Raw genomic sequence first — 21,680 nt, forward strand, 5'->3', positions numbered from 1 at the left:
CGCTCGTGCGCGGGCTCAGCGCTTCTTCCGGCAGGCGTCCGAGCAATAGAGGACGCTGTCCCAGTCGCGGGCCCATTTCTTGCGCCACGTGAACGGCTGGTGGCAGGCGGGGCAGATCTTCGTCGGCAAATCGCGCTTGGCGACGCCGTTCGGCATCAGCCCGCGATTGCCAGATAGTCGCGGACGTCGTCGAGCGAGACGTTCTTGTCGAGATAGGTCTGGCCGATGCCGTGAGCGAGCAGGAAGGGGATGCGCCCGCCGCTCGCCTTCTTGTCGTGCCGCATGTGATCGACGAGGCGTTCTGCCGGGGCATTGATGCCAGCGGCGGCGAGGCCGTCGGGCAGCCCGGCCGCCTGCCAATGCGCCGAGACGCGGATCGCGTCCTCGGCCGAGCAAAGCCCCTGCGCCGCCGAATAACCGAAGGCGAGCGCGCAGCCGGCCGCCACTGCTTCGCCGTGGAGCAGGCGATCGGAAAAGCCGGCTTCCGCCTCCAGCGCGTGGCCGAAGGTGTGGCCGAGGTTCAGCAGCGCGCGGCGGCCGAGCGTTTCGAATTCGTCCTCGCCCACGAGGCGCGCCTTGGCAGCGACGGAGTGAGCGATGGCATATTCGCGCGCCGCGCTGTCGCCGGCGAGGAGCTTCGCGCCGTTCGCCTCGCACCAGGCGAAGAAATCCGCGTCGTCGATCAGGCCGTATTTCACGACTTCCGCGTAGCCAGCGCGAAGCTCGCGGGGCGGGAGCGTATCGAGCACGTCGGGATCGATCAGCACGACCTTGGGCTGATGGAACGCGCCGATCAGGTTCTTGCCCGCGCGCGTGTTGATCCCGGTCTTGCCGCCGACGGACGAATCGACCTGTGCCAGCAGGGTGGTGGGGATCTGCACGAAGCCGCAGCCGCGCTTCAGGATCGCGGTGGCGAAGCCGACCAGGTCGCCGATGACGCCGCCGCCAAGCGCGATCACGTGATCGCCGCGCTCGACGCCGAGATCGAGCAGGCGGTCGGTCAGCGTTTCCAGCGTGCCCCAGCTTTTCGATTTTTCACCCGCCGGAAGCACGATCGGCTCACTGGCCACGCCGGCCGCATCGAGCGAGGTGCGCAGCGTCTCGAGATGTTGCGCGACATTCTCGTCAGCGACGATCGGAACGCGGCGGCCGCGGGCGAGCGGGGCGATCTGTTCACCCGCGCGGGCGAGCAGTCCCGCCTCGATCACCACATCATAGCTGCGCGCGCCGAGCGCCACCCGAACCGTCGTCATGCCGCCCCGTAACCGATCGCATCGAGGATGGCACGTACCGTTGCCTCGTGCGGGACATTGTTGCTGGGCACGCGGATATGCGCCTGGGCGTAGAGCGGATTGCGCACCTCGGCGAGCTCGCGCAGCACCTTGGCGGGATCCTTGCCGCGCAGCAGCGGCCGCGTATCCCGCTTGCGCACGCGTTCGACCAGAACGTCGATATCGGCATCGAGCCAGATCGCCAGCGCTTCGGAGAGGATCAGCGCGCGCGTCGCATCGTTGATGAAGGCGCCGCCGCCAGTGGCGATCACCTTGGGCCGGCCATCAATCAGCCGCTGGATCACGCGCCGCTCGCCATCCCGGAAATAATCCTCACCGAACTGGGCGAAGATCTCCGGGATCGTCATGCCCGCGGCATCCTCGATCTCATTGTCGGCATCGACGAACGGCAGGCCGAGGCGGTGCGCCAGGCGGCGGCCGACCGTTGACTTGCCCGCACCCATCAGGCCGACCAGCACGATCGGGCCGCGCGGGCGGCGGGCGTTGTTCACAGGTTCGGCAGGGGCGGGGCTTTGCATCATCGGCTGGCGGGCTATACAGCGCGTCGGCGCCCCGGGCACAAGGTACGTGCGTGGGGAACTGGGCTGCGGGTGTACTCGCGTCGTACAGGGTAGAAACATGTCGCGGTTGATCGTCTCGCTGGTGGTGCTGTTGGTCGTGGTGGTCGGCGGGTTGTTCTTCCTCGCGGGCAGCGCGACCGAGCGGCCGACGACGCGTGTCGAAAAGGCGGTCGAGCTTGGCAATCTCGCGAGCTAAGGCACTGGCGGCGCTCGCCGCCGCTGCCTCCTTGGCTGCCGCGGCGGTCGCGCAGAACGCCCAGGCACCCGAATCACTGCTGCCGCCCGGGTTCGGCGAGCCCGTGGCTCCCGCGCCGCCGGCACAAACACCTGACGGCGCGACCGTGCAGCCGCTGCCGGCGCCGCTGGACCTGCCCCTGCCGGAGGTGAGCCCCACCCCGACACCGACGCCCACGCCGCCGAGCGAAGAAGAACTGGCGCGCTACGAGATGCCGCTGTTCGCGCGGCGCTCGCTCGCCATCGTCGGCCCGATCGGGACGGCGGAAGGTGGCCTGCCGCGTAATGCCTTCGGGTCTGCCGATGGCGGCTTCGTCGAAACGCTGATGCGGCGGCTCTCGGCTCCGCTGCCATCACGCTGGCTGTCGATCGCGCTTCGCCGTACGCTCGTCTCGCAGCTGGATACGCCGGCGGGCCTCAACGGCGCGGATTTCGCCGCCGAGCGCGCGTGGCTGCTGCTGCGGATGGGCGAATCGGTCGCGGCGCGCAGCGTGATCCAGAGCGTCGACACCGGCAATGCGACGCCCAAGTACCGGCAGGTCGCGATGCAGGCGATGCTGGCGAATGCGGATCCCGCCGGCTTGTGTCCGCTTGCCGATGATGCGGAGAACAGCGAGCGCGGCTGGATCATGGCGCGCGCGATGTGCGCGGCGCTGGGCAATGCCGATGGTGGCGCGCAGCCGTTGCTCGCCGACGCGCGCCGCCGCCGTGTCGCGAGCGGGATCGATCTGCAGCTGGCGCAGAAGGTGATCGGCGCGGGGCGCGACAGCCGGCAGGCGATCACGATCGAGTGGGACCCAGTGGTTCAGCTCACCACCTGGCGCTTCGGGCTGGCGACGGCGACTGGCGTGGCGATCCCGGCCGCATTGTACGAGACGGTCGGTCCGCAGGTGACCGGCTGGCGCGCGCTGGCGCCTGCCATTCCGCTTGCCGATCGCGCACCGGCGGCGGAAGCGGCGGCGGCGATGGGGGTGATCTCGAACGCCGCGCTGGTCGATCTGTTCGCCGCGCTCGATGCCGCCGACGACACTCCGGCGGCGCTTGGCGCAATCGCATCGGACTTGCGCGCGGCTTATGTCGGCGGCGATGTCGCAACCCGGCTGGGCGCGCTTCGACAGCTGTGGAATGCGGGCGAGACGCCGTCTACGCGCTACGCCCGGCTGGTACTGACGGCCCGGGCTGCGGCACGAATCCGGCCGACCGACGGCCGAGAGGAAGCTGACCGCATCGTTGCCTCGATGCTGACCGCCGGGCTCGACCGCTCCGCGCAGCGCTGGCGCGGGCAAGTGGACGAGGGCGGCGATGCGTGGGCGATGCTGGCGCTTGCCGATCCCGATGCGAATACGCGGATGAGCTACAGCAATGTCGCCGGCTACTCGGGGGCGGGCGATGCGGCGCTGAAGCGGCGGATGTTCTTTGCCGGCATGGCCGGGCTCGGCCGGATGACGCAGGACGATGTGGAGCGCGGGGCGCAGGCGCTGGACGTTCCGATCGGCGCGACCAATTCCTGGACGCGCGCGATGGACCGCGCAGTGCGGGAGCGCCAGCCGGCGACCGTCATCCTGCTGTCCGCCGTGGCCATGCAGACGGCGAGCTGGCGCGGCGTGCCGCCGGAGATGCTGTACCGCATCGTTGCATCGCTGCGCGCCGTCGGCCTCGACGGCGAGGCGCGGATGATCGCCGCCGAGGCGCTGGCACGGGCCTAACGATGGGCGCGGACGACGCCTCGATCGACCGCTTCCTGGAAATGCTGGCAGCGCAAGCGGGGGCGGCGCGCAATACGATCGCCGCCTATCGCAGCGACTTGATGCTGGCGTCCGAGGCACTGGATGGTGCGCTCTCGATCGCCGATGGTGCGGCGCTGGCGCGGCTTGGCGACGGATGGGCGAAGCTGTCGCGCGCGACGGTGGCGCGGAAGGCCGCTGCGCTGCGCCGATACTTTGCGTTTCTGGTCGAAGAAGGGGACCGCGCCGACGACCCGGGGGATGCGCTACCCAAGCCGGGTAGCCGGCGGCCGCTGCCCAAGACGCTGAGCCACGAGGATGTCGATCGGCTGTTCGCGGTGGTCGCCGCGCGGGTGGCGCGCGATCCGCCGCTGCCGGCGGACCTGCGCAACGCCGCGCTGCTGGAGCTGCTCTACGGATCGGGCCTGCGCGCTACCGAGCTCGTCTCCCTGCCGCGCAACGCGGTTCATCCTGATCGCCCGTTCGTGATCCTTACGGGCAAGGGCGGGAAGGAGCGGCTGGTACCGATTTCCGACCGCGCGCGAGCCGCGGTGGCGGCTTGGCGTGCACATGTCGCCGTCGATCGGCCATTTCTCTTTCCCTCCGGCGCAACCCATCTTTCGCGCGTCAGGCTGTTCCAGATCATCCGTTCGCTAGGGGCGGAGGCGGGAATTCCGCCCGACCGGATCAGCCCGCACGTGCTGCGTCACGCTTTCGCCACCCACCTGCTGGAAGGCGGCGCAGATCTGCGCGCGCTTCAGTCAATGCTTGGCCATGCCGATATCGCGACGACCGAAATCTACACCCATGTTGATCGCTCGCGTCTCGTCGCGCTCGTCAATGAACGCCACCCGCTCGTTGACGCAGCGAACCGGCGCGCCTAGCTGCGCGCGATGCCGACTTTCCTCGACTTCGAAAAGCCGATTGCGGAGCTTCAAGGCCGCATCGATGAATTGCGCGAGACCGGCGCCGATGGCGGCGTCGACATTACCGCCGAAATCGCCAAGCTTCAGGCCAAGTCCGACAAGCTGCTGCGCGACACCTTTTCCAAGCTGACGCCGTGGCAGAAGACGCAGGTCGCCCGCCATCCGGAGCGCCCGCATTTCAAGGATTATGTCACCGGGCTGTTCAGCGAATTTGTGCCGCTGGCCGGCGACCGCGCCTTCGCCGACGACCAGGCGATCTTGGGCGGCTTCGCCACGTTTCGCGGGCAGCGCGTGCTGGTGCTGGGACACGAGAAGGGTGCGGATACCGCAAGCCGGCTGAAGCACAATTTCGGCATGGGGAAGCCCGAAGGGTATCGCAAAGCCGTGCGGTTGATGTCGCTGGCGGACCGATTCGGCCTGCCGATCGTGACGCTGGTGGATACCTCGGGTGCTTTCCCGGGTCTGCAGGCGGAAGAGCGCGGACAGGCTGAAGCCATCGCGCGATCGACCGAGATGTGCCTTGCCGTTGGTGTGCCGCTGGTCTCCGCGGTTGTTGGCGAGGGTGGCTCGGGCGGCGCGATTGCGCTGGCGAGCGGAAACCGCGTGCTGATGTTCGAACACGCCGTCTATTCGGTGATCTCGCCCGAGGGATGCGCCTCGATCCTGTGGCGCACCGCGGATAAGGCGGCGGATGCCGCCGAGGCGATGAAGGTGACGGCGCAGCATCTGAAGGAACTGGGGGTGATCGACACGATCGTGCCCGAACCGCTGGGCGGCGCGCATCGCGGGCCAGCGGCGGCGATCGGCGCGCTGGGCGATGCAATCGACGGCGCTCTGGGTGAGCTGACATCGCTGGACCCAGACGCGCTGCGCCGTGATCGGCGCGAGAAGTTCCTCGCGATGGGCCGTGCGCTGGCCTGAGGGTTCGGGCGTGATTTTGTCGATGTAGTCTGGGCAAAGAAAAGGGCGGTGAGCCGAAGCTCACCGCCCTTTCTATTTCGATCTTGGAAATGGAGGCTTAGGTAGCCTTCATGTTCGTCGAAACGTTGGTGAAGGTCTTGGTCAGCTGATTGCCGAGGCCCTGCATGGCGGCGATGGCGGCGACGGCGATCAGCGCGGCGATCAGGCCGTACTCGATCGCGGTCGCGCCCTTGGAATTCTTCAGGAAGGCGCGGATCTTCTGCATGTTCGATCTCCAGTGGTTGTCTTAGCTTCAGTCACCCGACCGGATTGGAACATGGCCCCCGTCCGGTGATAGATCTGGTAGGGCGGGCAGGTTGAAAAAAACTTAAGCTGGCAGGGAACTTTTACCGAGCCGCGACGACCTTGGAGCTGATGTCGCTCCACATGTTCGTCGTGACGTCTGCCACTCCGATAAGGCTGGCCATCAACGCCAGCACGATGACGGCGAGGATCAGCCCATACTCGACCGCGGTTGCACCGCGCGTGTCACGCACGAAGTGCAAAAGCGCCCGGATGAGCGATCGTTCGGGCGAGGACGGGGGGCGGCGCATGGCTTAGGGATGACACGCCAGCGTTAATGAAAGGTCGACATGCCGAACGAGGCGCCTGAAAACTCACGAAGCTTCCTGGTGGTTGCTGGCGCGCTCGGCACGCCGGACGGCCGGTTCCTCATGCAGCAGCGACCTGCCGACAAGGAACATGGCGGGTTGTGGGAGTTTCCCGGCGGCAAGGTAGAGGCAGACGAGACACCGGAGGAGGCGCTGGTCCGCGAACTTCGGGAGGAACTGGATGTGGCGGTGGATCCGACCGATCTCTATCCGTTGAGCTTCGCCAGTCGCCCGGCAGCGCGCGGGCGGCAGCTTGTGCTCCTGCTTTATCGAATTGAGCGATGGCTGGGCGAGCCGCGCGCAATCGAAGCGGCCGGATTATGCTGGGGTGCGCCGCAGGCGCTTGTGCGGCTGGCAATGCCACCGGGTGATGCGGCCTTTGTCGATCTGTTGATCAGATCGGAACCGTCAGGCGGCGAGGCAGATGCTGAGACTGCAGAAGACAAAGGCGAACACGAGCCAAGGGTGCGAACGCACCATCCAGTCTGAATCCCCATCCATGTCACGCACGAGTCGCCCCCCGGCTTTGGAGCTTGGCGCAAGGCTTACCGCGCGCGTGCGGCGGCGCGAGGAAGGATCGACGAAACGACGTGATGACGCGCTGGCGGCGCTGCGTGCCGGCTGCGAGTGGTTCGCAAGCGGAGCCGATGGGCGATGATGGCGTTCAGCCAGCAATTCCCCCGACTATCGCCAGAGGCTGCCCATGCGGATCACCATCAACGGCCATACGCACGATGTTGAGGCCGACATCCGAACATCGCTGCTCGACCTGTGCCGCGAGCATCTCGGCCTCACCGGATCCAAGAAGGGCTGCGATCACGGCCAGTGCGGCGCCTGCACGATGCTGGTCAACGGCCGGCGCATCAACAGCTGCCTGACGCTGGCGGTGATGCACGAAGGCGACGAGATTACGACGATCGAGGGCCTGGGCAGTGTCGACACGCTTCATCCGCTGCAGGAAGCATTCGTCCGCCACGATGGCTATCAATGCGGCTATTGCACGCCGGGTCAGATCTGCTCCGCGGCCGGCATGCTGGACGAGGTGGCGAAGGGGTGGCCGAGCCATGTCTCGGCCGACCTTGCTGATGTTTCGCTCGATGATGATGAGATCTCCGAGCGCATGAGCGGCAATTTGTGCCGCTGTTCGGCCTATCCCAATATCGTCGATGCGATCCGCGAGGTGGCGGGCATGGGCGATCGTCGGCCCGAAAAGGTCATGCTCGGGGAGGAACGGGCATGAGGCTGTTCCAATATGAGCGTGCGGCGAGCCCGGAGGCTGCCGCGAGCCAGGCGAATGCACAGCAGACCAAGTTCATCGCGGGCGGGACGAACCTGCTCGACCTGATGAAGCTGCAGATCGAGACACCGGAGCGGCTGGTTGATATCAGCCGCCTCCCGCTCGATACTGTCGAGCAACGCGATGACGGCGGCCTGACGATCGGCGCATTGGTCCCGAACAGCGACCTTGCCGCCGACAAGCGCGTGACCGAAGGCTATGAAGTGCTGAGCCGCGCATTGCTGGCCGGCGCATCCGGCCAGTTGCGCAACAAGGCTTCGACCGGCGGTAATCTGCTGCAGCGCACGCGTTGCTATTATTTCTACGACACTGCCAGTGCGTGCAACAAGCGCGAGCCGGGCAGCGGATGCGATGCGATTGGCGGGTTCAACCGTATTCTCGCGGTGCTCGGTACGTCGGAACAGTGCATCGCCACGCATCCCAGCGACATGGCGGTGGCGATGATGGCGCTCGACGCAACGATCGTCACACTGAAGCCTGATGGCGATCGTCGTCGGATCCCGATCGCGGACTTCCACCGCCTGCCCGGTGACACGCCGCACATCGAGACGGTGTTGGAGCCGGGCGAACTGGTCACCGCAGTCGAGCTGCCGCCGCCCCCAACCGGTCGCCAGCTGTACCGCAAGGTGCGCGACCGCGCGTCCTATGCCTTCGCCCTGGTGTCGGTGGCGGGCGTCGTGGACATGAAGGACGGGAAGATCGCATCCGCGGCGCTCGCCTTCGGCGGCCTTGCGCACAAGCCGTGGCGTGATCCCGCGGTGGAGCAGGCGCTGATCGGAAAGGCGCCGAGCCACGAGGCGTTCGCTGCGGCCGCGGACGCGCTGCTGGCTGGCGCGCGTGGCTATGGCGCCAACGACTTCAAGATACCGCTCGCGCGGCGCACGCTGATCGCGGCGCTCAACGAATTGACGGGAGAGCGCTGATGTTCGGCTTTGGCCACACGAACAGCCTGAAGATGGACAAGCCGGTCGAGCAGAGCCTGCTCGATTCAGGTGCGCAGAACGTCATCGGCAAGCCGCTCAACCGCCATGAAGGGCGCAAGAAGGTGGCGGGGAAGGCGATCTATTCAGCCGAGTACAGCCTGCCGAACATGGCTTATGGCGTGCTCGTCGGTGCAAGGCAGGGTGCCGGCACCGTCAAGTCGATCGATGCGGAGGCAGTGAAGCGGCTGCCCGGCGTCATCGACGTCGTGACCGACTTCAAACACTTCATTCGCAATGCGGGCCAGGGCGGCGAGAGCAAGGCACCCACTACCGGCGTCAAGGACGTGGCCTATTTTGGCCAGGTCGTCGCGATCGTGCTGGGCGAGAGCTACGAAGCGGCGCGTGACGCTGCACTCCGGTTACCGATCGAGGTGGAGGAGGCGGACGGGCGCTGGGACTTCGATGCGCATCGCCACGAGACCGAGGTGCCGCCGCCGAACAATATCCCCGCGCATTTTACCCAAGGTGATCTTGATGCGGCGATGGCCAAGGCGGCAGTGACGATCGACGAGACGTTCACGACGCCGAGCCAGAATTCCGCGGCGATGGAGCCCCACGCCTCGGTCGCGACGTGGGAAGATGGAGAGCTGGTGATCTACGGATCGTACCAGATCCCCACCAAGGACGCGATGGCGCTGGCGGATGCGCTAGGCATTTCGTCGAAGAAGGTGCGGATCATCGCCGAATATGTTGGCGGCGGCTTCGGATCGAAGCTCGGCATCTCGCCGGAAAGCGCGGCGGCAGCGATCGCGGCGAAACAGCTTGGTCGACCAGTGAAGGCAGTCATGATGCGCCAGCAGGTGTTCGAGACGACCGTGCGCCGCTCGAACACCGAGCAGCGCATCCTGCTGGCGGCGAACGCCGACGGGCGGTTGACCGGGATCGGCCACGAGACGGTGTGCGCGAACCTGCCGAACGAGGATTTCTTCGAGCCGGCCGGGATCGGCACCCACTTCCTTTACGCTGGCGAGAACCGGCGGATCACTCATGATCTGGTGCGCATGAACCTCGTTTTGTCGGGGTCGATGCGCGCTCCCGGCGAGGCGGTCGGCATGCTGGCGGTCGAATCGGCGATGGACATGCTGGCAGAGAAGATCGGGATCGATCCGATCGAGCTCCGCCGTCGCAACGAGCCGGCGCAGGATCCAGAGAAGGGCGTTCCCTTCTCGTCGCGCAGCCTGATCGAGTGCCTGGAGACGGGAGCGGCCAGGTTCGGCTGGGATGCGCGCCAGCCTGCCGGCAAACGGCGTGAGGGCGAATGGCTGGTGGGCATGGGCGTCGCCGCGGCCTGCCGGAGCAACCTGCTCCAGAGCGAATCGGCCAAGGTATCCGTGAATTCCGCCGGCCACGCGACGATCGAAAGCGCGATGACCGACATCGGCACCGGCACCTACACTATCCTTTCACAGGTGGCGGGCGAACTGCTCGGCCTTGCGCCCGAGGCGATCACCGTAAAGTTGGGCGACAGCGCGGCGCCGCCGTCGGCGGGCTCGGGCGGGTCCTGGGGTGCATGCGGATCCGGATCAGCGGTGTATCTCGCGTGCGAGAAGATCCGCGAAGATATCGCAAAGAAGCTGGATGCGGAGCCGGCGGACGTCACCTTCAAGGACGGCATGGTGATCGCCGCGAACCGATCGGTGCGGCTTGCCGACATCGTCGGCGACGGCATCGAAGCGACGGGCGAGATCAAGCCGGGCAAGCAGAAGGACGAAACCACCCAGGCGTCGTTCGGCGCGCATTTTGCGGAGGTTGGCGTCAATGCGGTGACGGGTGAGGTGCGGGTGCGGCGGATGCTGGGCGTGTTCGCGGCGGGGCGGATCCTCAATGAGAAGACTGCGCGGTCACAGTGCCTCGGCGGCATGACCTTCGGCATCGGCGCTGCGCTGACCGAGGAACTGGTGCATGATCCCCGGAACGGCAAGCTCGTGAACCGCGATCTTGCCGAATACCATCTGCCGGTGAATGCCGATGTGCCGCAGCTCGAGGTACATTTCCTCGAGGAGCGAGACGTTCATGCCAATCCCTTGCAGGCGAAGGGATTGGGCGAGCTGGGCATTTCGGGTGCCGGCGCGGCGATCGCCAACGCCGTCTACAATGCCTGCGGCGTCCGCGTGCGGGATTTCCCGCTGACACTGGACAAGATCATCAAGGGACTGCCGGAGTGATCTGAAAAGCATCGGGCACAGGCTGGCCCACGGCGGGCAGCCTGTCGCCGCTGGAGGCCCGACCGGGAATCGAACCCGGGTGCAAGGATTTGCAGTCCTCTGCGTCACCACTCCGCCATCGGGCCTCGATGCGAGCGAGGCGCGCAGATGCGGCGGGCGGGCGGCCCTGTCAAGTTTATGCTTGGCCGTTGCGGGTTTCATCGTTGGCGTGGCGGAGCGCGCGCGATAAAGCGCGAGCTTCGACGACGTGTATTGCAACGCTAAAACAGCTGTGCGACAGGATGACCCCGATGACCATGACGACCGAACGCCGCCCGGACTTTGCCGCGATGCGCACCGCGATGGTGGCCAGCCAGCTGCGCACGAATGCGGTGTCGGACGCGCGCGTGATCGCCGCGATGGCGAACGTGCCGCGTGAACGCTTCGTGCCGGAAGAGTCGGCCGCTTTTGCGTATCGCGACGCGCTGCTGCCGCTGGGCGCGGGCCGTCATGCCAATTTGCCGATCGCCACGGGCCGGTTGCTGACCGAGGCGCGGCTGCTGCCGAGCGACCGCGTGCTGCTGATCGGTGCCGCGGGCGGATATACCGCGGCGGTGCTGGCGATGATCGTCGCATCCGTCGTGGCAGTCGAGGTTGATCCCGCGCTGGCCGCCATGGCTCGCGAGGCACTGGCCGGTGAGGACCGGGTGACATTGATCGAGGGACCGCTGGAAGCCGGCCATCCGGCAGGCGCCCCCTATGACGTGATGGTCATCGATGGCGCGGTCGAGCGCGTGCCCGAAGCGCTGGAAGAGCAGGTTCGTGTCGGCGGCCGCGTGGTCGGCGGTCTGGTCGACCGGGGCGTGACCCGGCTCGCTGCAGGTCGGCGCAGCGAGGGCGGCTTTGCGATGATGGATTTTGCCGACATCGAATGCTGCCTGCTGCCGGGCTTCGCCACCCCGCGCCGTTTCACCTTCTAATAAGGACCCCGATGAAGCGCGTCGTTCCCCTTGCCCTTTCGCTGGCATTTGCATCGGCGCCAGCTTCCGCGGACACGCTCCGAGAGGCTCTTGCCAAGGCCTACCGAGACAATCCGACCATCACCGGCAGCCGGGCGCGCCAGCGGGCGACCGACGAGACCGTGCCAATCGCGCGGGCGGCGGGGCGACCCAACCTTTCCAGCAACGCCGGGGTAGTCGACAATTACCTGCGCAGCGGCAATTCCTTCACCACGCCCGAACGCGTGGCGCAGGCGCAGCTGTCGCTGAACGTGCCTTTCTATTCGGGCGGCGCGGTGAAGAATTCGGTGCGTGCGGCGCAAACCCGGGTCGAGGCCGGGCAACTGGGGCTCCGGGGCACCGAGGCGTCGCTCTTCACCGAGGTGGTGGGCGCGTACAACGACGTGATCCGCGACGAGGCGATCGTCAGCCTCAACCTCCAGAACGTGCGCGTGCTGGAAACCAATCTGGAGGCGACGCGCGACCGCTTCCAGGTGGGTGACCTGACGCGGACCGACGTGGCGCAATCCGAGGCGCGGCTGAGCTTGGCGCGCGCCCAGCTGGAGCGGGCGCAGGCGACGCTGATCGGCAGCCGCGAGAATTACGTGCGGCTGGTCGGCACGGCGCCGGGGACGCTTGAGCCGCCGCCGCCGCTCCCCAACCTGCCGCAGAATGCCGATGGCGCGGTGGAAGTGGCGCTGCGCGACAATCCGAACCTGCTGGCGGCGCTGAAGGAGCGCGACGCGACCGCCTATGACGTACGCGTCGCGCGCGCGGGGCGTCTGCCCACGCTGGGCGTGGGCGCCACCGGAAATTACGTGAACTATCTGGGCTCGCTGGGCGACGGAACCGGGCTTGGTGTCGGCCAGTCGGGCAAGTCTGCCGGCATCGGGCTGAACATGAGCCTGCCCTTGTTCCAGGGTGGCCGGCCGGCGGCACAGGTGCGGCAGGCACAGGCAAATCGCGCGCTGGCGTTCGAGAATGTGACGGCGGCGGAGCGGCAGGTGATCGCCTCGGCACGATCCGCCTACGCCGTCTGGCAATCCTCGCTTCAGGTGATCCGATCGTCCGAGCAGGCGGTCGCCGCCAATCGGCTGAGCCTGGAGGGCGTGCGGGCCGAGAACAGCGTCGGCACGCGTACGATCCTCGATATCCTGAACGCCGAGCAGGAATTGCTGAACAGCCAGGTGACCTTGGTGACGGCGCGCCGCGATGCCTATGTCGCCGGCTTCGCGCTGCTTGCCGCGATGGGCGAGGCGGAGGCCGAAGATCTGGGGCTGGACGGCGGACCGCTATACAACCCGAACGACAATTTCCGTTCGGTGCGCGGACGCTTCTCCGACTTCAGCGATGGGCCGGCTCCGACGCCGCTGGCGCCGTCGACCGCAACCGTCCCGCCACAGGACGCGTCAGTCACCCGGCCGCTCGACCCGCTGCTCGACAGCAAGGTTGACAGGAGCCCGACGTTAACGACAGGTGAGAACGCACCGAACCGCTGATCGTCAGCGGTCAATCGTCACGAAGGTGGAGTGCGCGGATGGGGGATATCAGCGCCGAGCCGTCGATGGAGGACATCCTGTCGTCCATCAAGCGTATCATCGCCGAGGAAGGCGATGATCGCCCCGTGCGCCCGCGGCGCCCGTTGGCCCGGTCCGTTTCGCAGGCAGCCGATGAGGAAGAGGCCGGAGAAGTGCTCGAACTGAGCGATCCCATGCCGCCAGCCGCGGCGCGCGAGGACACGGCCGCGACCGAACCGGCGGAGGGAACGCTGGCGGAGATCATCTCCAAGGAAACCGCCCAGGCGACCCGCGGAGCGCTGGAAAACCTGTCACGCATGATGGTGAAGCCCGAGCCGCCGAGCGACGGCACGCTGGAAGGGCTGGTGCGAGAGATGCTGCGCCCGATGCTGCGCGAGTGGATGGACGCGAACCTGCCGGCGATGGTGGAGACGCTGGTCGCCCGCGAGATCGCGAAGATCACGCGGGGCGGCGCCTGACGCTACAGAACGTCACTTGAGGAAATGCCCAGGGGTCACGTTCATTGCGGCGCCGGGCGTTAAAAGCCGCTGAGCAGGCTGGCGACGTTGGCGCCGAGCGCGTCGATCGCATAGCCGCCTTCCATCACGATGGCGGTCGGCAGGCCTAAGCCGGCGATGTCCCGGGCCAGGATTGCATAGTCTGGCGTCGTTAGCGCGAACTGGCTGATCGGATCGCCTTCCCAGGTATCCGCGCCGAAGCTGACCACGAGGAAGGTGGCGCCGAAACGCGCAATGGCCTCCAGCGCGGTGGCCTGTGCGGCGCGGAAGGCCTCCGCCTTTGTGCCGTGCGGCAGCGGGAGGTTCAGCGTGGTGCCTTCTCCAGCGCCTTCGCCGATTTCGTCCGCATGGCCCCAGTAGAAGGGATAATCGGTCGCGGGATCGGCGTGGACGCTGGCGTAGAAGACGTCCCCGCGCTGCCAGAAGATGTCCTGCGTGCCGTTGCCATGATGGTAGTCGATGTCGAGGATCGCCACCCGCTCGTGCCCGGCATCGCGCGCGGCTTGGGCAGCAATGGCGGCAACGTTCAGGTGGCAGTAGCCGCCGAAGTAATCGGCGCCCGCGTGGTGGCCCGGCGGGCGGCAGAGCGCGAAGGCGGCGCGGTCTCCGGCCAGCACGGCGTGGGCGGCCGCGAGCGCGGACTGTGCGCTGCCATAGGCGCTGGCCCAAGTCTGGGGAGTGATCGGGGTCGTGGCGTCGAAGGCGTAGCGGCCCAACAGTGCATCGATGCGATCTAGGCGAAGCGGGCGGCGGCCGACGACCGGGAAGGCGTACGGGATGGCATCGCCGGGGCGTCCGGCGGCGGCCCAGGCGGCGGGCGCATCCTGCAGGAATTGCAGGTAGCCAGCATCATGCACCGCACGGATCGGTGCCTCGCCGCGATCCTCCGGTTCCTCGGCGCCGCCGATGGCATCGAGGATCATCTGCGCGCGCGAGGGCTTTTCGGCATAGTCGGTGAAATTGCCGTTGTGCAGCTCCTGCGCCGGGGCGTGATGGAGCTGATCGGGGGAGAAGAAGCGCCGCATCGGGCTGTACCTTGATAGGAGGAAGGAGGTTGCTCAGCGCACCTGAGTGACGGTCAGGCTGCCTGCCGGGAGCGGCTGGCATAGATCGGCGGATGGCACGGCGGGATCGAGCCAGGCGGACCAGGCGTCACGGCTAAGTACGACGACCTGCCGCGAATGGTAGGGCGCGATATCGGGACCGGGCTCGCAGGTGAGCATGGTGAAGGCCTCACCGACACTTGCGTCCTTGCGCCACAGGCCAGCGATGCAGAACCAGTCATGGCCGGTGAGGCGGAAGGCCCATTTGTCCTTGCGCTTCGCCTTGGGATCAGCGGGCTTGGTGAATTCGAAGAAGCTGTCGACCGGGATCAGGCAGCGGCCGGTGCGCAGATCTCGCCCGTCGGAGCGGAAATTGTACACGGGTTTTCCGCCCGAGCCGGGCCAGCTCCAGCGGCGGGTGACGCATTCCGCCGCATCCGCGCGGCCGTCGACGCCGCGGATGATGATCGTCGGATCGGTGATGCGGAAGCTGTCGAGCGGCGCCATGTTGGGCACGCCCTCGGGGAAGACGAGCGGAATGCGCGTCTCACCCCAATCGTTGCGCAATTCGCCGATGGCGATGCGACGGGCGGCCTCGTTGCACATGGGCGGGAGGGTAGCGGATCGGCGGGGCTGGCGCCAACCTCCCGCGGCGGGGGAGATTGGCGCCAGCTGCCGGTATCACTTGGCCGCGGCGAGCGCCTCGGCGATCAGGCGGCGGGTGTTGGCGACGCCGTAGAGCTTGATGAAGCTGCCCATGCGGGGGCCTTGGCTGGAGCCGAGCAGCGTTTCGTACAGCGCCTTGAACCAACCGCGCAGCTCCGCGAAGCCGGCGGTCTTGCCGATCTCATAGACGGCGTTCTGGATATCCTCCGCCGAAGCGTCCTCACCCAGCGTGGCGAGATCGGCGTCGAGCCGTTCGAGCGCGGCAACCTCGACGCCCTCGGGCGCGCGGCGCTTCAGCGTCGGGGCGATGAAGTCGCGGTGATAGGCGAGGGCATAGCCGATCATCCGGTCGAGCTCCGGATGCGCCGCGGCGTTGGCATCCGACAGGTAATTGCCGAGATAGCCCCAGACCTGCTCCTTCGTCGCGCCTTCGCCCATCACACCGACGAGGTTCAGCAGCAGCCCGAAGGTGACCGGCAGCGTTGCCGCCGGCACGTCGCCAGTGTGGATGTGGTGAACGGGGTTGCCGAGCTTCTCCTTCCACGATTGCGCGGGATAATTGGCGCGGAACTGCCAATAGTCGTCCACCGCACGCGGGATGAGGCCGAGGTGGAGCGACTTCGCCTTCTTCGGCTCGCGATAGATGTAGAAGGCGAGGCTCTCGTCGGGGCCGTAGGTCAGCCATTCCTCGATCGAAAGGCCATTGCCCTTCGACTTGGAGATCTTCTCGCCCTTGGCATCGAGGAACAGCTCGTACACCAGGCCCTCGGGCTTACGGCCGCCGAGGATCTGCGCGATCTTGCCGCCGAGGATGCCGGAATCGATCAGGTCCTTGCCGTACATTTCATAATCGACGCCGAGTGCGGCCCAGCGCATGCCCCAATCGGGCTTCCACTGGAGCTTCGCCTTGCCGCCGAGGATCGACTGTTCGACGGTCTGGCCCCCGGGAACAGAGGTATCCTGGAAGCGGATGATGCCGGCCTCTGCGTCGACCACCTCGACCGGGACCTGGAGCACGATGCCCGAGGTGGGGCTGATCGGCAGAACGGGCGAATAGGTCGCCTGCCGCTCGGCGCGCAGCGTCGGCAGCATGACGGCCATGATCTTGTCGTAGTTGCGCAGCACGTCGCGCAGCTTCTCGTCGAAGCGGCCTGAGGTGTAATAGTCCGTCGAGGAAACGAACTCGTAATCGAAGCCGAAGCGATCAAGGAAGTCGCGCAGCATGGCGTTGTTGTGCGCGGCGAAGCTGTCGAACTTGCCGAAGGGATCGGGCACGCGCGACAGGGGCTTGCCGAGGTTCGCCTCCAGCAGTTCCTTGTTCGGCACGTTGTCCGGCACCTTGCGCAGGCCGTCCATGTCATCGCTGAACGCTACCAGCCGCGTCGGGCGGCCGGTCATTTCCTCATAGGCGCGGCGGACCGTGGTGGTGCGCAGCACCTCCTGGAAGGTGCCGATGTGCGGCAGGCCCGAGGGGCCGTAGCCGGTTTCGAACAGCATGGGTTCACCGTTCGGCTTGCCCTCGGGCCAGCGCTTCAGAAGCTTTCGCGCTTCCTCATAGGGCCAAGCCTTGGACTCAAGCGCTGCGGCGCGCCGTTCGGGATCGAATGCGTCTGTCATAACGCGGTGCGACGTAGCGACGCGGGCGCGCGATGGCTATATGGGCAGCGCATGTCGATCTGGACCGGCCTTCTCCTGTTCTTCCTCACCGTCGCGGGGATGGAAGGCTTTGCTTACGTGATGCACCGCTGGGTGATGCACGGGCCGGGCTGGTTCCTGCATGAGAGCCATCATCGCCCGCGCACTGGGCGGTTCGAACTGAACGACCTCTATGGCGTGATCTTCGCCATCCCCTCGATCCTGCTGATCTATGGCGGGGTGCAGGGCGGCTGGGGCGAGGGTTGGGCCTGGGTCGGCGCCGGCATTGCGGCCTATGGGGCGATCTATTTCGGCTTCCACGACGTGATCGTGCATGAACGGGTGCGCACGCGCTATCTGCCGAAATCCAGCTACATGAAGCGGATCGTCCAGGCGCATCGGCTGCACCATGTGGTGAATACCAAGGAAGGCACGGTCAGCTTCGGCTTCCTCGTCGCGCCCAAGCCGGAAGCGCTGAAGGCCGAATTGAAGCGCCGCGGGCGCGCCGGCGTACGAGCGCCAGCCGGCGCAGACGGGCGATCCTGAGCGACTTTCCTGGGCCACCCCGGACCCAATGTTTGCCGAAAAGTAACTTCTGGCGCGGATAACGCCGCGCATGGACCCCGCTGTACCCCTTCCCAACCCGGGCGAGAGCGAAGAAAGCCGCCGCGCATTACGCAAGGCGGTGAAGATGCGCGCTCACCTGCGCGACCGCGGCACGACTCGCTTCGAGATCGAGGTCGTGGACCTGTCCACCACCGGCTTTCGGGCGCAGACGAGCTTCACGCTATGGCCGGGGACGACCGTGTGGCTGACTCTGCCTGGGCTGGCCGGGCTGGAGGCGGTGGTCGCGTGGCGCGACAAATATCGCTACGGCTGCGCCTTCACAAAGCCGCTGCACCCGGCGGTGTTCGATCACATCGTGGCGCTCGGCAACAGCTGAGCCGCACAGACTACGCGGCCGAGTCGCGGAGCGTTCCGAACGGCTCGACGGCGTGTGGGGGCAGGCGATACCTGCCCCTTTTTCTGTCAGTCGAACAGCGAGGAGACGCTGGTCTCGTCCGCGATGCGCTTGATCGCCTCGGCCAGCAGCGGCGCGATGGTCAGGTGGCGGATGCGCTTGGCGGCGCCGATCGATTCCTGATTGCCGATCGAATCGGTGACGACGAGTTCAAGCAGGTCGGAACCCTCGACGCGGGCGACTGCGCCGCCAGACAGCACGCCATGGGTGACGTAGGCGACGACGTCTTCGGCGCCGGACTGCTTCAACGCCGTCGCCGCGTTGCACAGCGTGCCGGCCGAATCGACGATATCGTCGACCAGGATGCAGAAGCGGCCTTCGACGTCGCCGATGATGTTCATCACTTCCGATTCGCCGGCACGCTCACGGCGCTTGTCGACAATGGCGAGCGGCGCGTTGTTGAGTCGCTTCGCCAGCGCCCGGGCGCGAACCACGCCGCCCACGTCCGGCGAAACGACCATCAGGTTCTTGCTGCCGAAGCGGGCGAGGATGTCCGCCGACATCACTGGCGCGCCGAACAGATTGTCGGTCGGGATGTCGAAGAAGCCCTGGATCTGGCCGGCGTGAAGATCGACCGAAAGGACGCGGTCGGCGCCCGCGGTGGTGATGAGGTTGGCGACGAGCTTGGCCGAGATCGGCGTGCGCGGGCCTGGTTTCCGATCCTGCCGGGCATAGCCGAAATAGGGCACGACTGCGGTGATCCGCTTGGCCGACGCGCGCTTCAGCGCGTCGATGCAGATCAGCAGCTCCATCAGGTTATCGTTGACCGGATAGCTGGTCGACTGGAGCAGGAAGACGTCCTCGCCGCGCACGTTCTCCATGATCTCGACGAAGATCTCCTCGTCGGCGAAGCGGCGCACCAGCGCCTCCGTCAGGGGGATTTCGAGATAGGAGGCGATGTCCCGCGCCAGCGGCAGGTTCGAGTTGCCGGTCATCAGTTTCATGTGCGCGCGTCCCTATGCTCGAATCGGGGGCTCCTTAGGCCGAGGGGCTAGCGACGAAAAGACCCGCGGGGTACGCGCGGCGCATGACCGCTCCCCAGACGATCGTCACCCGCTTTGCCCCGTCGCCCACCGGGCGCCTGCACGTCGGCAATATTCGCACCGCGCTGCAGAACTGGATGTTCGCTAGGGCGAATGGCGGCAAATTCCTGCTGCGGATCGACGATACCGATGGCGAGCGGAGCGAGGAGCGCTTCGTCGAATCGATTCGCGCCGATCTCGGGTGGCTGGGGTTCGACCATGACGGCGAGGTCCGCCAATCGGCGCGATTTGCGCTGTACGAGGAGCGGTTCGTCCAGCTGGTGGCAGCGGGCCGGATCTATCCCGCGTACGAGACGAGCCAGGAGCTCGACCTGAAGCGCAAGATCCAGCTCGGGCGCGGCTTGCCCCCGGTGTACGACCGTGCGGCGCTGGCCTTGACCGACGCGGATCGCGCGCGGCTGGAGGCGGAAGGGGTGAAGCCGCACTGGCGCTTCCGCCTGGATCATGCGGCGCCGGTGGAATGGGACGATCTGGTGCGTGGTCATCAGCGGTTCGACCCCGCGACGATGAGCGATCCCGTCGTGCGTCGCGCCGACGGCTCGTGGCTCTACATGCTGCCTTCCGCGATCGATGACGTCGACATGGGGATCAGTCACGTCGTGCGGGGCGAGGATCATGTCGCCAATACCGCGCTGCAGATTCAGATGTTCGAAGCGCTGGGATCGACGCCGCCGCAGTTCGCGCATGCCGCGCTGCTGACGGGCGCGGAAGGCAAGTTGTCGAAGCGGCTTGGCAGCCTTGGGGTGGATCAGCTGCGCGAGCAGGGCATCGAACCGCAGACGATCCGTGCGTTGCTGGCGCGGCTTGGCACCAGCGATCCCGTTGAGCCGGTGATCGACATGGCGCCGCTGTTCGCGACATTCGATTTCGCGCGCTTCGGCCGGGCACCGGCGCGGTTCGACGAGGCAGAGCTGACGCAGCTGAATGCGCGGATCGTGCACCAGCTGCCGTTCGCGTGGGTCGAGGCGCGCCTCCCGGCCGGGATGACAGAGGCGGCGTGGGAGGCCGTGCGGCCGAACCTGGCGACGGTGGCCGAGGCTGCCGACTGGTGGCGCGTGATCGAGGGGCCGGTGGAGGCGCCGCCGGCTGGCGAGGATGCGGAATACCTCGCCGCGGCTGCCGAGATCGCCGGCACGATTGTGTGGGACGGGGACCCCTGGCACGCGCTGACCGCCGCCCTGAAGGAAGCGACCGGACGCAGGGGCAAGACGCTGTTCCTGCCGCTTCGCCGGGCCCTGACCGGGCGCGATCATGGGCCGGACATGGCCGCGCTGCTGCCGTTGATCGGCCGCGATCGTGCAATTGCGCGGCTGAAGCAGGCGTGATGGAGCAGGTGATAATATCGCTTGCTACGTACTGGCGACGTTGTAACATCTCTATACGGGCGGAAGACCCGGGAAGGAGCATAGCCAAGGAGAGGAAGCATGACCGTGGACCGTTATGGCGCCCAGCAAAGCGTGAGAGTCGGCAGCCTCGTTGTTGCGATTGCGATCAATGCCGGCGTGATCGGGGCCTTGATGTTGTCGACGCCGGTTTTCCGAGTGCTGAAAGGCGACAAGTCGCTTCTCATTACCTCCGTCCCGCTAGACGAGCCGCCGCCGCCGCTGATCGAGATCGCCCCTCAGCGCCAGCCGGATGCACGAACGGCGGCTCAGCCTGAACGGGTCGATGCTTCCCGCTCGGTCACAGCAACCAGCGATTATGTCGTACCTAATTTGCCGCCGTTGCCCCTGCCACCACTCCCGCTTTCGCTTCCGACGGGCGAGGCCACGGTCATCGATCCGCCAGCGCAGCCGGTTCTGATCGGAGCCGAAGTGGACCCCCGCTACGCCAGTGATCTGCAGCCCCACTACCCCGCCGGTGAGCGCCGGGCCGAGCGGGAGGGAAGCGTTACCGTCCGCGTGACGATCCGGGCCGATGGGCGAGTCGCGACGGTGGAGTGCCTCAGCGCCACCACGACCGAATTCTGCCGCGCGACACGGCAGCAGGCGCTGGCGAAATGGCGTTTCCGCCCGGCGACTCGCGACGGCGTGCCGGTCACGGCGACGAAGGATCTGACGGTCAGGTTCGAGCTCGAATCCTGACGCGCCCTCTCAGGGTGGTGGGCGTTGCGGGGCTGGCCTATCCGGCCCCGCATCCCTATCTTCGTCGCTATGCAATTCTTCGCTCGCATGAGCCCGTTGCGCGCCGTGCGCGATTTGCGCCTGTTTCTGCACCAGCGGCAGAAGCACGAGCTGATCTTCCTGTTCCTGTCGATCTTCATCACTGGCCTGCTGCTGATCGGCTTCGCCAAGGATTCGAAGATCGAGAAGGAGTATCGGCCGAACATCGTCTACGTTCAGCAATGGACGCTTGATCGCACCGACGCCGAGATCAAGGCGCAGCAGGCGATCGACGCGCCGATCAAGCAGAAGCGGATCGACGAGGAAAAGCGCCGCCGTGAGGAGCGCCAGGCGGCGTTCAAGCGGCTCGAGAGCAAGATGGATAAGTGGGGCCTGTAACCGCCGG

At 66.8% G+C, this 21,680-nt stretch carries 25 protein-coding genes and 1 tRNA gene; 16 read left to right on the forward strand and 10 right to left on the reverse strand.

Annotation, left to right across the window (positions count from 1 at the left end; all coding sequences use genetic code 11):
* Positions 1–15: 15 nt before the first annotated feature.
* Genes ACH0CP_RS07315 through ACH0CP_RS07325 form a run of 3 tightly spaced genes read right to left on the reverse strand, consistent with a single transcriptional unit; the run spans position 16 to position 1,813 of the window.
* A complete protein-coding gene (locus ACH0CP_RS07315; protein ID WP_294442303.1) occupies positions 16–156 on the reverse strand; it encodes a DUF2256 domain-containing protein in 141 nt (46 codons plus the stop codon).
* Entirely contained in the window at positions 156–1,253 is a 1,098-nt protein-coding gene (gene aroB / locus ACH0CP_RS07320) for a 3-dehydroquinate synthase (RefSeq protein ID WP_294442302.1), read from the reverse strand. Before aroB ends, ACH0CP_RS07315 begins: the two co-directional genes overlap by 1 nt.
* A complete protein-coding gene (locus ACH0CP_RS07325; protein WP_294442301.1) occupies positions 1,250–1,813 on the reverse strand; it encodes a shikimate kinase in 564 nt (187 codons plus the stop codon). Before ACH0CP_RS07325 ends, aroB begins: the two co-directional genes overlap by 4 nt.
* 97 nt (positions 1,814–1,910) lie before the next feature.
* On the opposite strand from ACH0CP_RS07325, the gene ACH0CP_RS07330 reads away from it, so the two are divergent.
* Genes ACH0CP_RS07330 through ACH0CP_RS07345 form a run of 4 tightly spaced genes read left to right on the forward strand, consistent with a single transcriptional unit; the run spans position 1,911 to position 5,657 of the window.
* Positions 1,911–2,048: a hypothetical protein gene (locus tag ACH0CP_RS07330; RefSeq protein WP_294442300.1), complete on the forward strand. Its 138-nt coding sequence runs from the start codon at positions 1,911–1,913 to the stop codon at positions 2,046–2,048.
* Complete coding sequence (locus ACH0CP_RS07335; RefSeq protein WP_294442299.1) at positions 2,029–3,792, forward strand: hypothetical protein; 1,764 nt, start codon at positions 2,029–2,031, stop codon at positions 3,790–3,792. The genes ACH0CP_RS07330 and ACH0CP_RS07335 overlap by 20 nt, the downstream gene beginning before the upstream one ends.
* Positions 3,793–3,794: 2 nt before the next feature.
* Complete coding sequence (locus ACH0CP_RS07340) at positions 3,795–4,694, forward strand: tyrosine-type recombinase/integrase (RefSeq protein ID WP_294442298.1); 900 nt, start codon at positions 3,795–3,797, stop codon at positions 4,692–4,694.
* A 9-nt stretch (positions 4,695–4,703) separates the two neighbouring features.
* Positions 4,704–5,657 (forward strand): acetyl-CoA carboxylase carboxyltransferase subunit alpha, encoded by a 954-nt coding sequence (locus tag ACH0CP_RS07345; protein ID WP_294442297.1) that lies wholly within the window; start codon positions 4,704–4,706, stop codon positions 5,655–5,657.
* A 97-nt stretch (positions 5,658–5,754) separates the two neighbouring features.
* Here the strand turns inward: ACH0CP_RS07345 and ACH0CP_RS07350 are convergent, their stop codons facing one another.
* Positions 5,755–5,922, reverse strand: coding sequence for a Flp family type IVb pilin (locus ACH0CP_RS07350; RefSeq protein WP_294442296.1), 168 nt, complete (start codon positions 5,920–5,922; stop codon positions 5,755–5,757).
* 121 nt (positions 5,923–6,043) lie between these two features.
* Positions 6,044–6,193: a Flp family type IVb pilin gene (locus tag ACH0CP_RS07355; protein ID WP_406875480.1), complete on the reverse strand. Its 150-nt coding sequence runs from the start codon at positions 6,191–6,193 to the stop codon at positions 6,044–6,046.
* A 96-nt stretch (positions 6,194–6,289) separates the two neighbouring features.
* Here ACH0CP_RS07355 and ACH0CP_RS07360 point away from each other — a divergent pair, with 96 nt between their 5' ends.
* From ACH0CP_RS07360 to ACH0CP_RS07375, 4 genes are all read left to right on the forward strand, one after another.
* Positions 6,290–6,796 carry a (deoxy)nucleoside triphosphate pyrophosphohydrolase gene (locus ACH0CP_RS07360; protein ID WP_294442294.1) on the forward strand — a complete coding sequence of 169 codons (507 nt, stop codon included), beginning with the start codon at positions 6,290–6,292 and terminating at the stop codon, positions 6,794–6,796.
* Between the two features lie 214 nt (positions 6,797–7,010).
* Positions 7,011–7,547 (forward strand): 2Fe-2S iron-sulfur cluster-binding protein, encoded by a 537-nt coding sequence (locus tag ACH0CP_RS07365; RefSeq protein ID WP_294442293.1) that lies wholly within the window; start codon positions 7,011–7,013, stop codon positions 7,545–7,547.
* Positions 7,544–8,527, forward strand: a complete 984-nt coding sequence (locus ACH0CP_RS07370; protein WP_294442292.1) for a xanthine dehydrogenase family protein subunit M — start codon at positions 7,544–7,546, stop codon at positions 8,525–8,527. The genes ACH0CP_RS07365 and ACH0CP_RS07370 overlap by 4 nt, the downstream gene beginning before the upstream one ends.
* Complete coding sequence (locus ACH0CP_RS07375; RefSeq protein ID WP_294442291.1) at positions 8,527–10,752, forward strand: xanthine dehydrogenase family protein molybdopterin-binding subunit; 2,226 nt, start codon at positions 8,527–8,529, stop codon at positions 10,750–10,752. The genes ACH0CP_RS07370 and ACH0CP_RS07375 overlap by 1 nt, the downstream gene beginning before the upstream one ends.
* 51 nt (positions 10,753–10,803) lie before the next feature.
* On the opposite strand, the gene ACH0CP_RS07380 is transcribed toward ACH0CP_RS07375, so the two are convergent.
* Positions 10,804–10,877, reverse strand: a tRNA-Cys gene (locus tag ACH0CP_RS07380).
* Between the two features lie 165 nt (positions 10,878–11,042).
* Here ACH0CP_RS07380 and ACH0CP_RS07385 point away from each other — a divergent pair.
* Genes ACH0CP_RS07385 through ACH0CP_RS07395 form a run of 3 tightly spaced genes read left to right on the forward strand, consistent with a single transcriptional unit; the run spans position 11,043 to position 13,725 of the window.
* A complete protein-coding gene (locus ACH0CP_RS07385; RefSeq protein WP_294442290.1) occupies positions 11,043–11,711 on the forward strand; it encodes a protein-L-isoaspartate O-methyltransferase in 669 nt (222 codons plus the stop codon).
* Between the two features lie 11 nt (positions 11,712–11,722).
* Positions 11,723–13,228, forward strand: coding sequence for a TolC family outer membrane protein (locus tag ACH0CP_RS07390; RefSeq protein ID WP_294442289.1), 1,506 nt, complete (start codon positions 11,723–11,725; stop codon positions 13,226–13,228).
* A 38-nt stretch (positions 13,229–13,266) separates the two neighbouring features.
* A complete protein-coding gene (locus tag ACH0CP_RS07395) occupies positions 13,267–13,725 on the forward strand; it encodes a DUF2497 domain-containing protein (RefSeq protein WP_294442287.1) in 459 nt (152 codons plus the stop codon).
* Positions 13,726–13,784: 59 nt separating this feature from the next.
* On the opposite strand, the gene ACH0CP_RS07400 is transcribed toward ACH0CP_RS07395, so the two are convergent.
* From ACH0CP_RS07400 to ACH0CP_RS07410, 3 genes are all read right to left on the reverse strand, one after another.
* Positions 13,785–14,789 carry a histone deacetylase family protein gene (locus ACH0CP_RS07400; RefSeq protein WP_294442286.1) on the reverse strand — a complete coding sequence of 335 codons (1,005 nt, stop codon included), beginning with the start codon at positions 14,787–14,789 and terminating at the stop codon, positions 13,785–13,787.
* Between the two features lie 33 nt (positions 14,790–14,822).
* A complete protein-coding gene (locus tag ACH0CP_RS07405; RefSeq protein ID WP_294442285.1) occupies positions 14,823–15,413 on the reverse strand; it encodes an SOS response-associated peptidase family protein in 591 nt (196 codons plus the stop codon).
* 75 nt (positions 15,414–15,488) lie between these two features.
* Positions 15,489–17,090, reverse strand: coding sequence for a lysine--tRNA ligase (locus ACH0CP_RS07410; RefSeq protein WP_294442283.1), 1,602 nt, complete (start codon positions 17,088–17,090; stop codon positions 15,489–15,491).
* A 51-nt stretch (positions 17,091–17,141) separates the two neighbouring features.
* Here ACH0CP_RS07410 and ACH0CP_RS07415 point away from each other — a divergent pair, with 51 nt between their 5' ends.
* Positions 17,142–17,654 carry a sterol desaturase family protein gene (locus ACH0CP_RS07415; RefSeq protein ID WP_294442282.1) on the forward strand — a complete coding sequence of 171 codons (513 nt, stop codon included), beginning with the start codon at positions 17,142–17,144 and terminating at the stop codon, positions 17,652–17,654.
* Between the two features lie 145 nt (positions 17,655–17,799).
* The gene (locus ACH0CP_RS07420) at positions 17,800–18,051 is read left to right on the forward strand and encodes a PilZ domain-containing protein (protein WP_231731744.1); all 252 of its coding nucleotides are present in this window, start codon (positions 17,800–17,802) and stop codon (positions 18,049–18,051) included.
* Between the two features lie 86 nt (positions 18,052–18,137).
* Here ACH0CP_RS07420 and ACH0CP_RS07425 read toward each other — a convergent pair whose 3' ends face one another.
* On the reverse strand, positions 18,138–19,073 hold the full coding sequence (locus tag ACH0CP_RS07425; RefSeq protein WP_294442281.1) for a ribose-phosphate pyrophosphokinase: 936 nt from the start codon (positions 19,071–19,073) through the stop codon (positions 18,138–18,140).
* An 83-nt stretch (positions 19,074–19,156) separates the two neighbouring features.
* On the opposite strand from ACH0CP_RS07425, the gene gltX reads away from it, so the two are divergent.
* From gltX to ACH0CP_RS07440, 3 genes are all read left to right on the forward strand, one after another.
* Positions 19,157–20,497: a glutamate--tRNA ligase gene (gene gltX, locus ACH0CP_RS07430; protein WP_294442280.1), complete on the forward strand. Its 1,341-nt coding sequence runs from the start codon at positions 19,157–19,159 to the stop codon at positions 20,495–20,497.
* A 99-nt stretch (positions 20,498–20,596) separates the two neighbouring features.
* Positions 20,597–21,256 (forward strand): energy transducer TonB, encoded by a 660-nt coding sequence (locus tag ACH0CP_RS07435; protein ID WP_294442279.1) that lies wholly within the window; start codon positions 20,597–20,599, stop codon positions 21,254–21,256.
* 87 nt (positions 21,257–21,343) lie between these two features.
* A complete protein-coding gene (locus ACH0CP_RS07440) occupies positions 21,344–21,673 on the forward strand; it encodes a hypothetical protein (RefSeq protein ID WP_294442278.1) in 330 nt (109 codons plus the stop codon).
* Positions 21,674–21,680: the final 7 nt, after the last annotated feature.

Origin of the sequence: Sphingomonas sp. 179-I 2A4 NHS (assembly GCF_045369135.1) — a bacterium.
GTDB lineage: Bacteria > Pseudomonadota > Alphaproteobacteria > Sphingomonadales > Sphingomonadaceae > Sphingomonas.

Coding starts and splice junctions, on each gene's coding strand:
- ACH0CP_RS07440 (WP_294442278.1), top strand. CDS start 21,344: ATGAGCCCGTTGCGCGCCGTGCGCGATTTGCGCCTGTTTCTGCACCAG.
- ACH0CP_RS07350 (WP_294442296.1), bottom strand. CDS start 5,922: ATGCAGAAGATCCGCGCCTTCCTGAAGAATTCCAAGGGCGCGACCGCG.
- ACH0CP_RS07385 (WP_294442290.1), top strand. CDS start 11,043: ATGACCATGACGACCGAACGCCGCCCGGACTTTGCCGCGATGCGCACC.
- ACH0CP_RS07415 (WP_294442282.1), top strand. CDS start 17,142: ATGTCGATCTGGACCGGCCTTCTCCTGTTCTTCCTCACCGTCGCGGGG.
- ACH0CP_RS07420 (WP_231731744.1), top strand. CDS start 17,800: ATGCGCGCTCACCTGCGCGACCGCGGCACGACTCGCTTCGAGATCGAG.
- ACH0CP_RS07345 (WP_294442297.1), top strand. CDS start 4,704: ATGCCGACTTTCCTCGACTTCGAAAAGCCGATTGCGGAGCTTCAAGGC.
- aroB (WP_294442302.1), bottom strand. CDS start 1,253: ATGACGACGGTTCGGGTGGCGCTCGGCGCGCGCAGCTATGATGTGGTG.
- ACH0CP_RS07365 (WP_294442293.1), top strand. CDS start 7,011: ATGCGGATCACCATCAACGGCCATACGCACGATGTTGAGGCCGACATC.
- ACH0CP_RS07405 (WP_294442285.1), bottom strand. CDS start 15,413: ATGTGCAACGAGGCCGCCCGTCGCATCGCCATCGGCGAATTGCGCAAC.
- ACH0CP_RS07375 (WP_294442291.1), top strand. CDS start 8,527: ATGTTCGGCTTTGGCCACACGAACAGCCTGAAGATGGACAAGCCGGTC.
- ACH0CP_RS07330 (WP_294442300.1), top strand. CDS start 1,911: ATGTCGCGGTTGATCGTCTCGCTGGTGGTGCTGTTGGTCGTGGTGGTC.
- ACH0CP_RS07410 (WP_294442283.1), bottom strand. CDS start 17,090: ATGACAGACGCATTCGATCCCGAACGGCGCGCCGCAGCGCTTGAGTCC.
- ACH0CP_RS07435 (WP_294442279.1), top strand. CDS start 20,597: ATGACCGTGGACCGTTATGGCGCCCAGCAAAGCGTGAGAGTCGGCAGC.
- ACH0CP_RS07370 (WP_294442292.1), top strand. CDS start 7,544: ATGAGGCTGTTCCAATATGAGCGTGCGGCGAGCCCGGAGGCTGCCGCG.
- ACH0CP_RS07390 (WP_294442289.1), top strand. CDS start 11,723: ATGAAGCGCGTCGTTCCCCTTGCCCTTTCGCTGGCATTTGCATCGGCG.
- ACH0CP_RS07315 (WP_294442303.1), bottom strand. CDS start 156: ATGCCGAACGGCGTCGCCAAGCGCGATTTGCCGACGAAGATCTGCCCC.
- ACH0CP_RS07400 (WP_294442286.1), bottom strand. CDS start 14,789: ATGCGGCGCTTCTTCTCCCCCGATCAGCTCCATCACGCCCCGGCGCAG.
- gltX (WP_294442280.1), top strand. CDS start 19,157: ATGACCGCTCCCCAGACGATCGTCACCCGCTTTGCCCCGTCGCCCACC.
- ACH0CP_RS07340 (WP_294442298.1), top strand. CDS start 3,795: ATGGGCGCGGACGACGCCTCGATCGACCGCTTCCTGGAAATGCTGGCA.
- ACH0CP_RS07425 (WP_294442281.1), bottom strand. CDS start 19,073: ATGAAACTGATGACCGGCAACTCGAACCTGCCGCTGGCGCGGGACATC.
- ACH0CP_RS07325 (WP_294442301.1), bottom strand. CDS start 1,813: ATGATGCAAAGCCCCGCCCCTGCCGAACCTGTGAACAACGCCCGCCGC.
- ACH0CP_RS07360 (WP_294442294.1), top strand. CDS start 6,290: ATGCCGAACGAGGCGCCTGAAAACTCACGAAGCTTCCTGGTGGTTGCT.
- ACH0CP_RS07395 (WP_294442287.1), top strand. CDS start 13,267: ATGGGGGATATCAGCGCCGAGCCGTCGATGGAGGACATCCTGTCGTCC.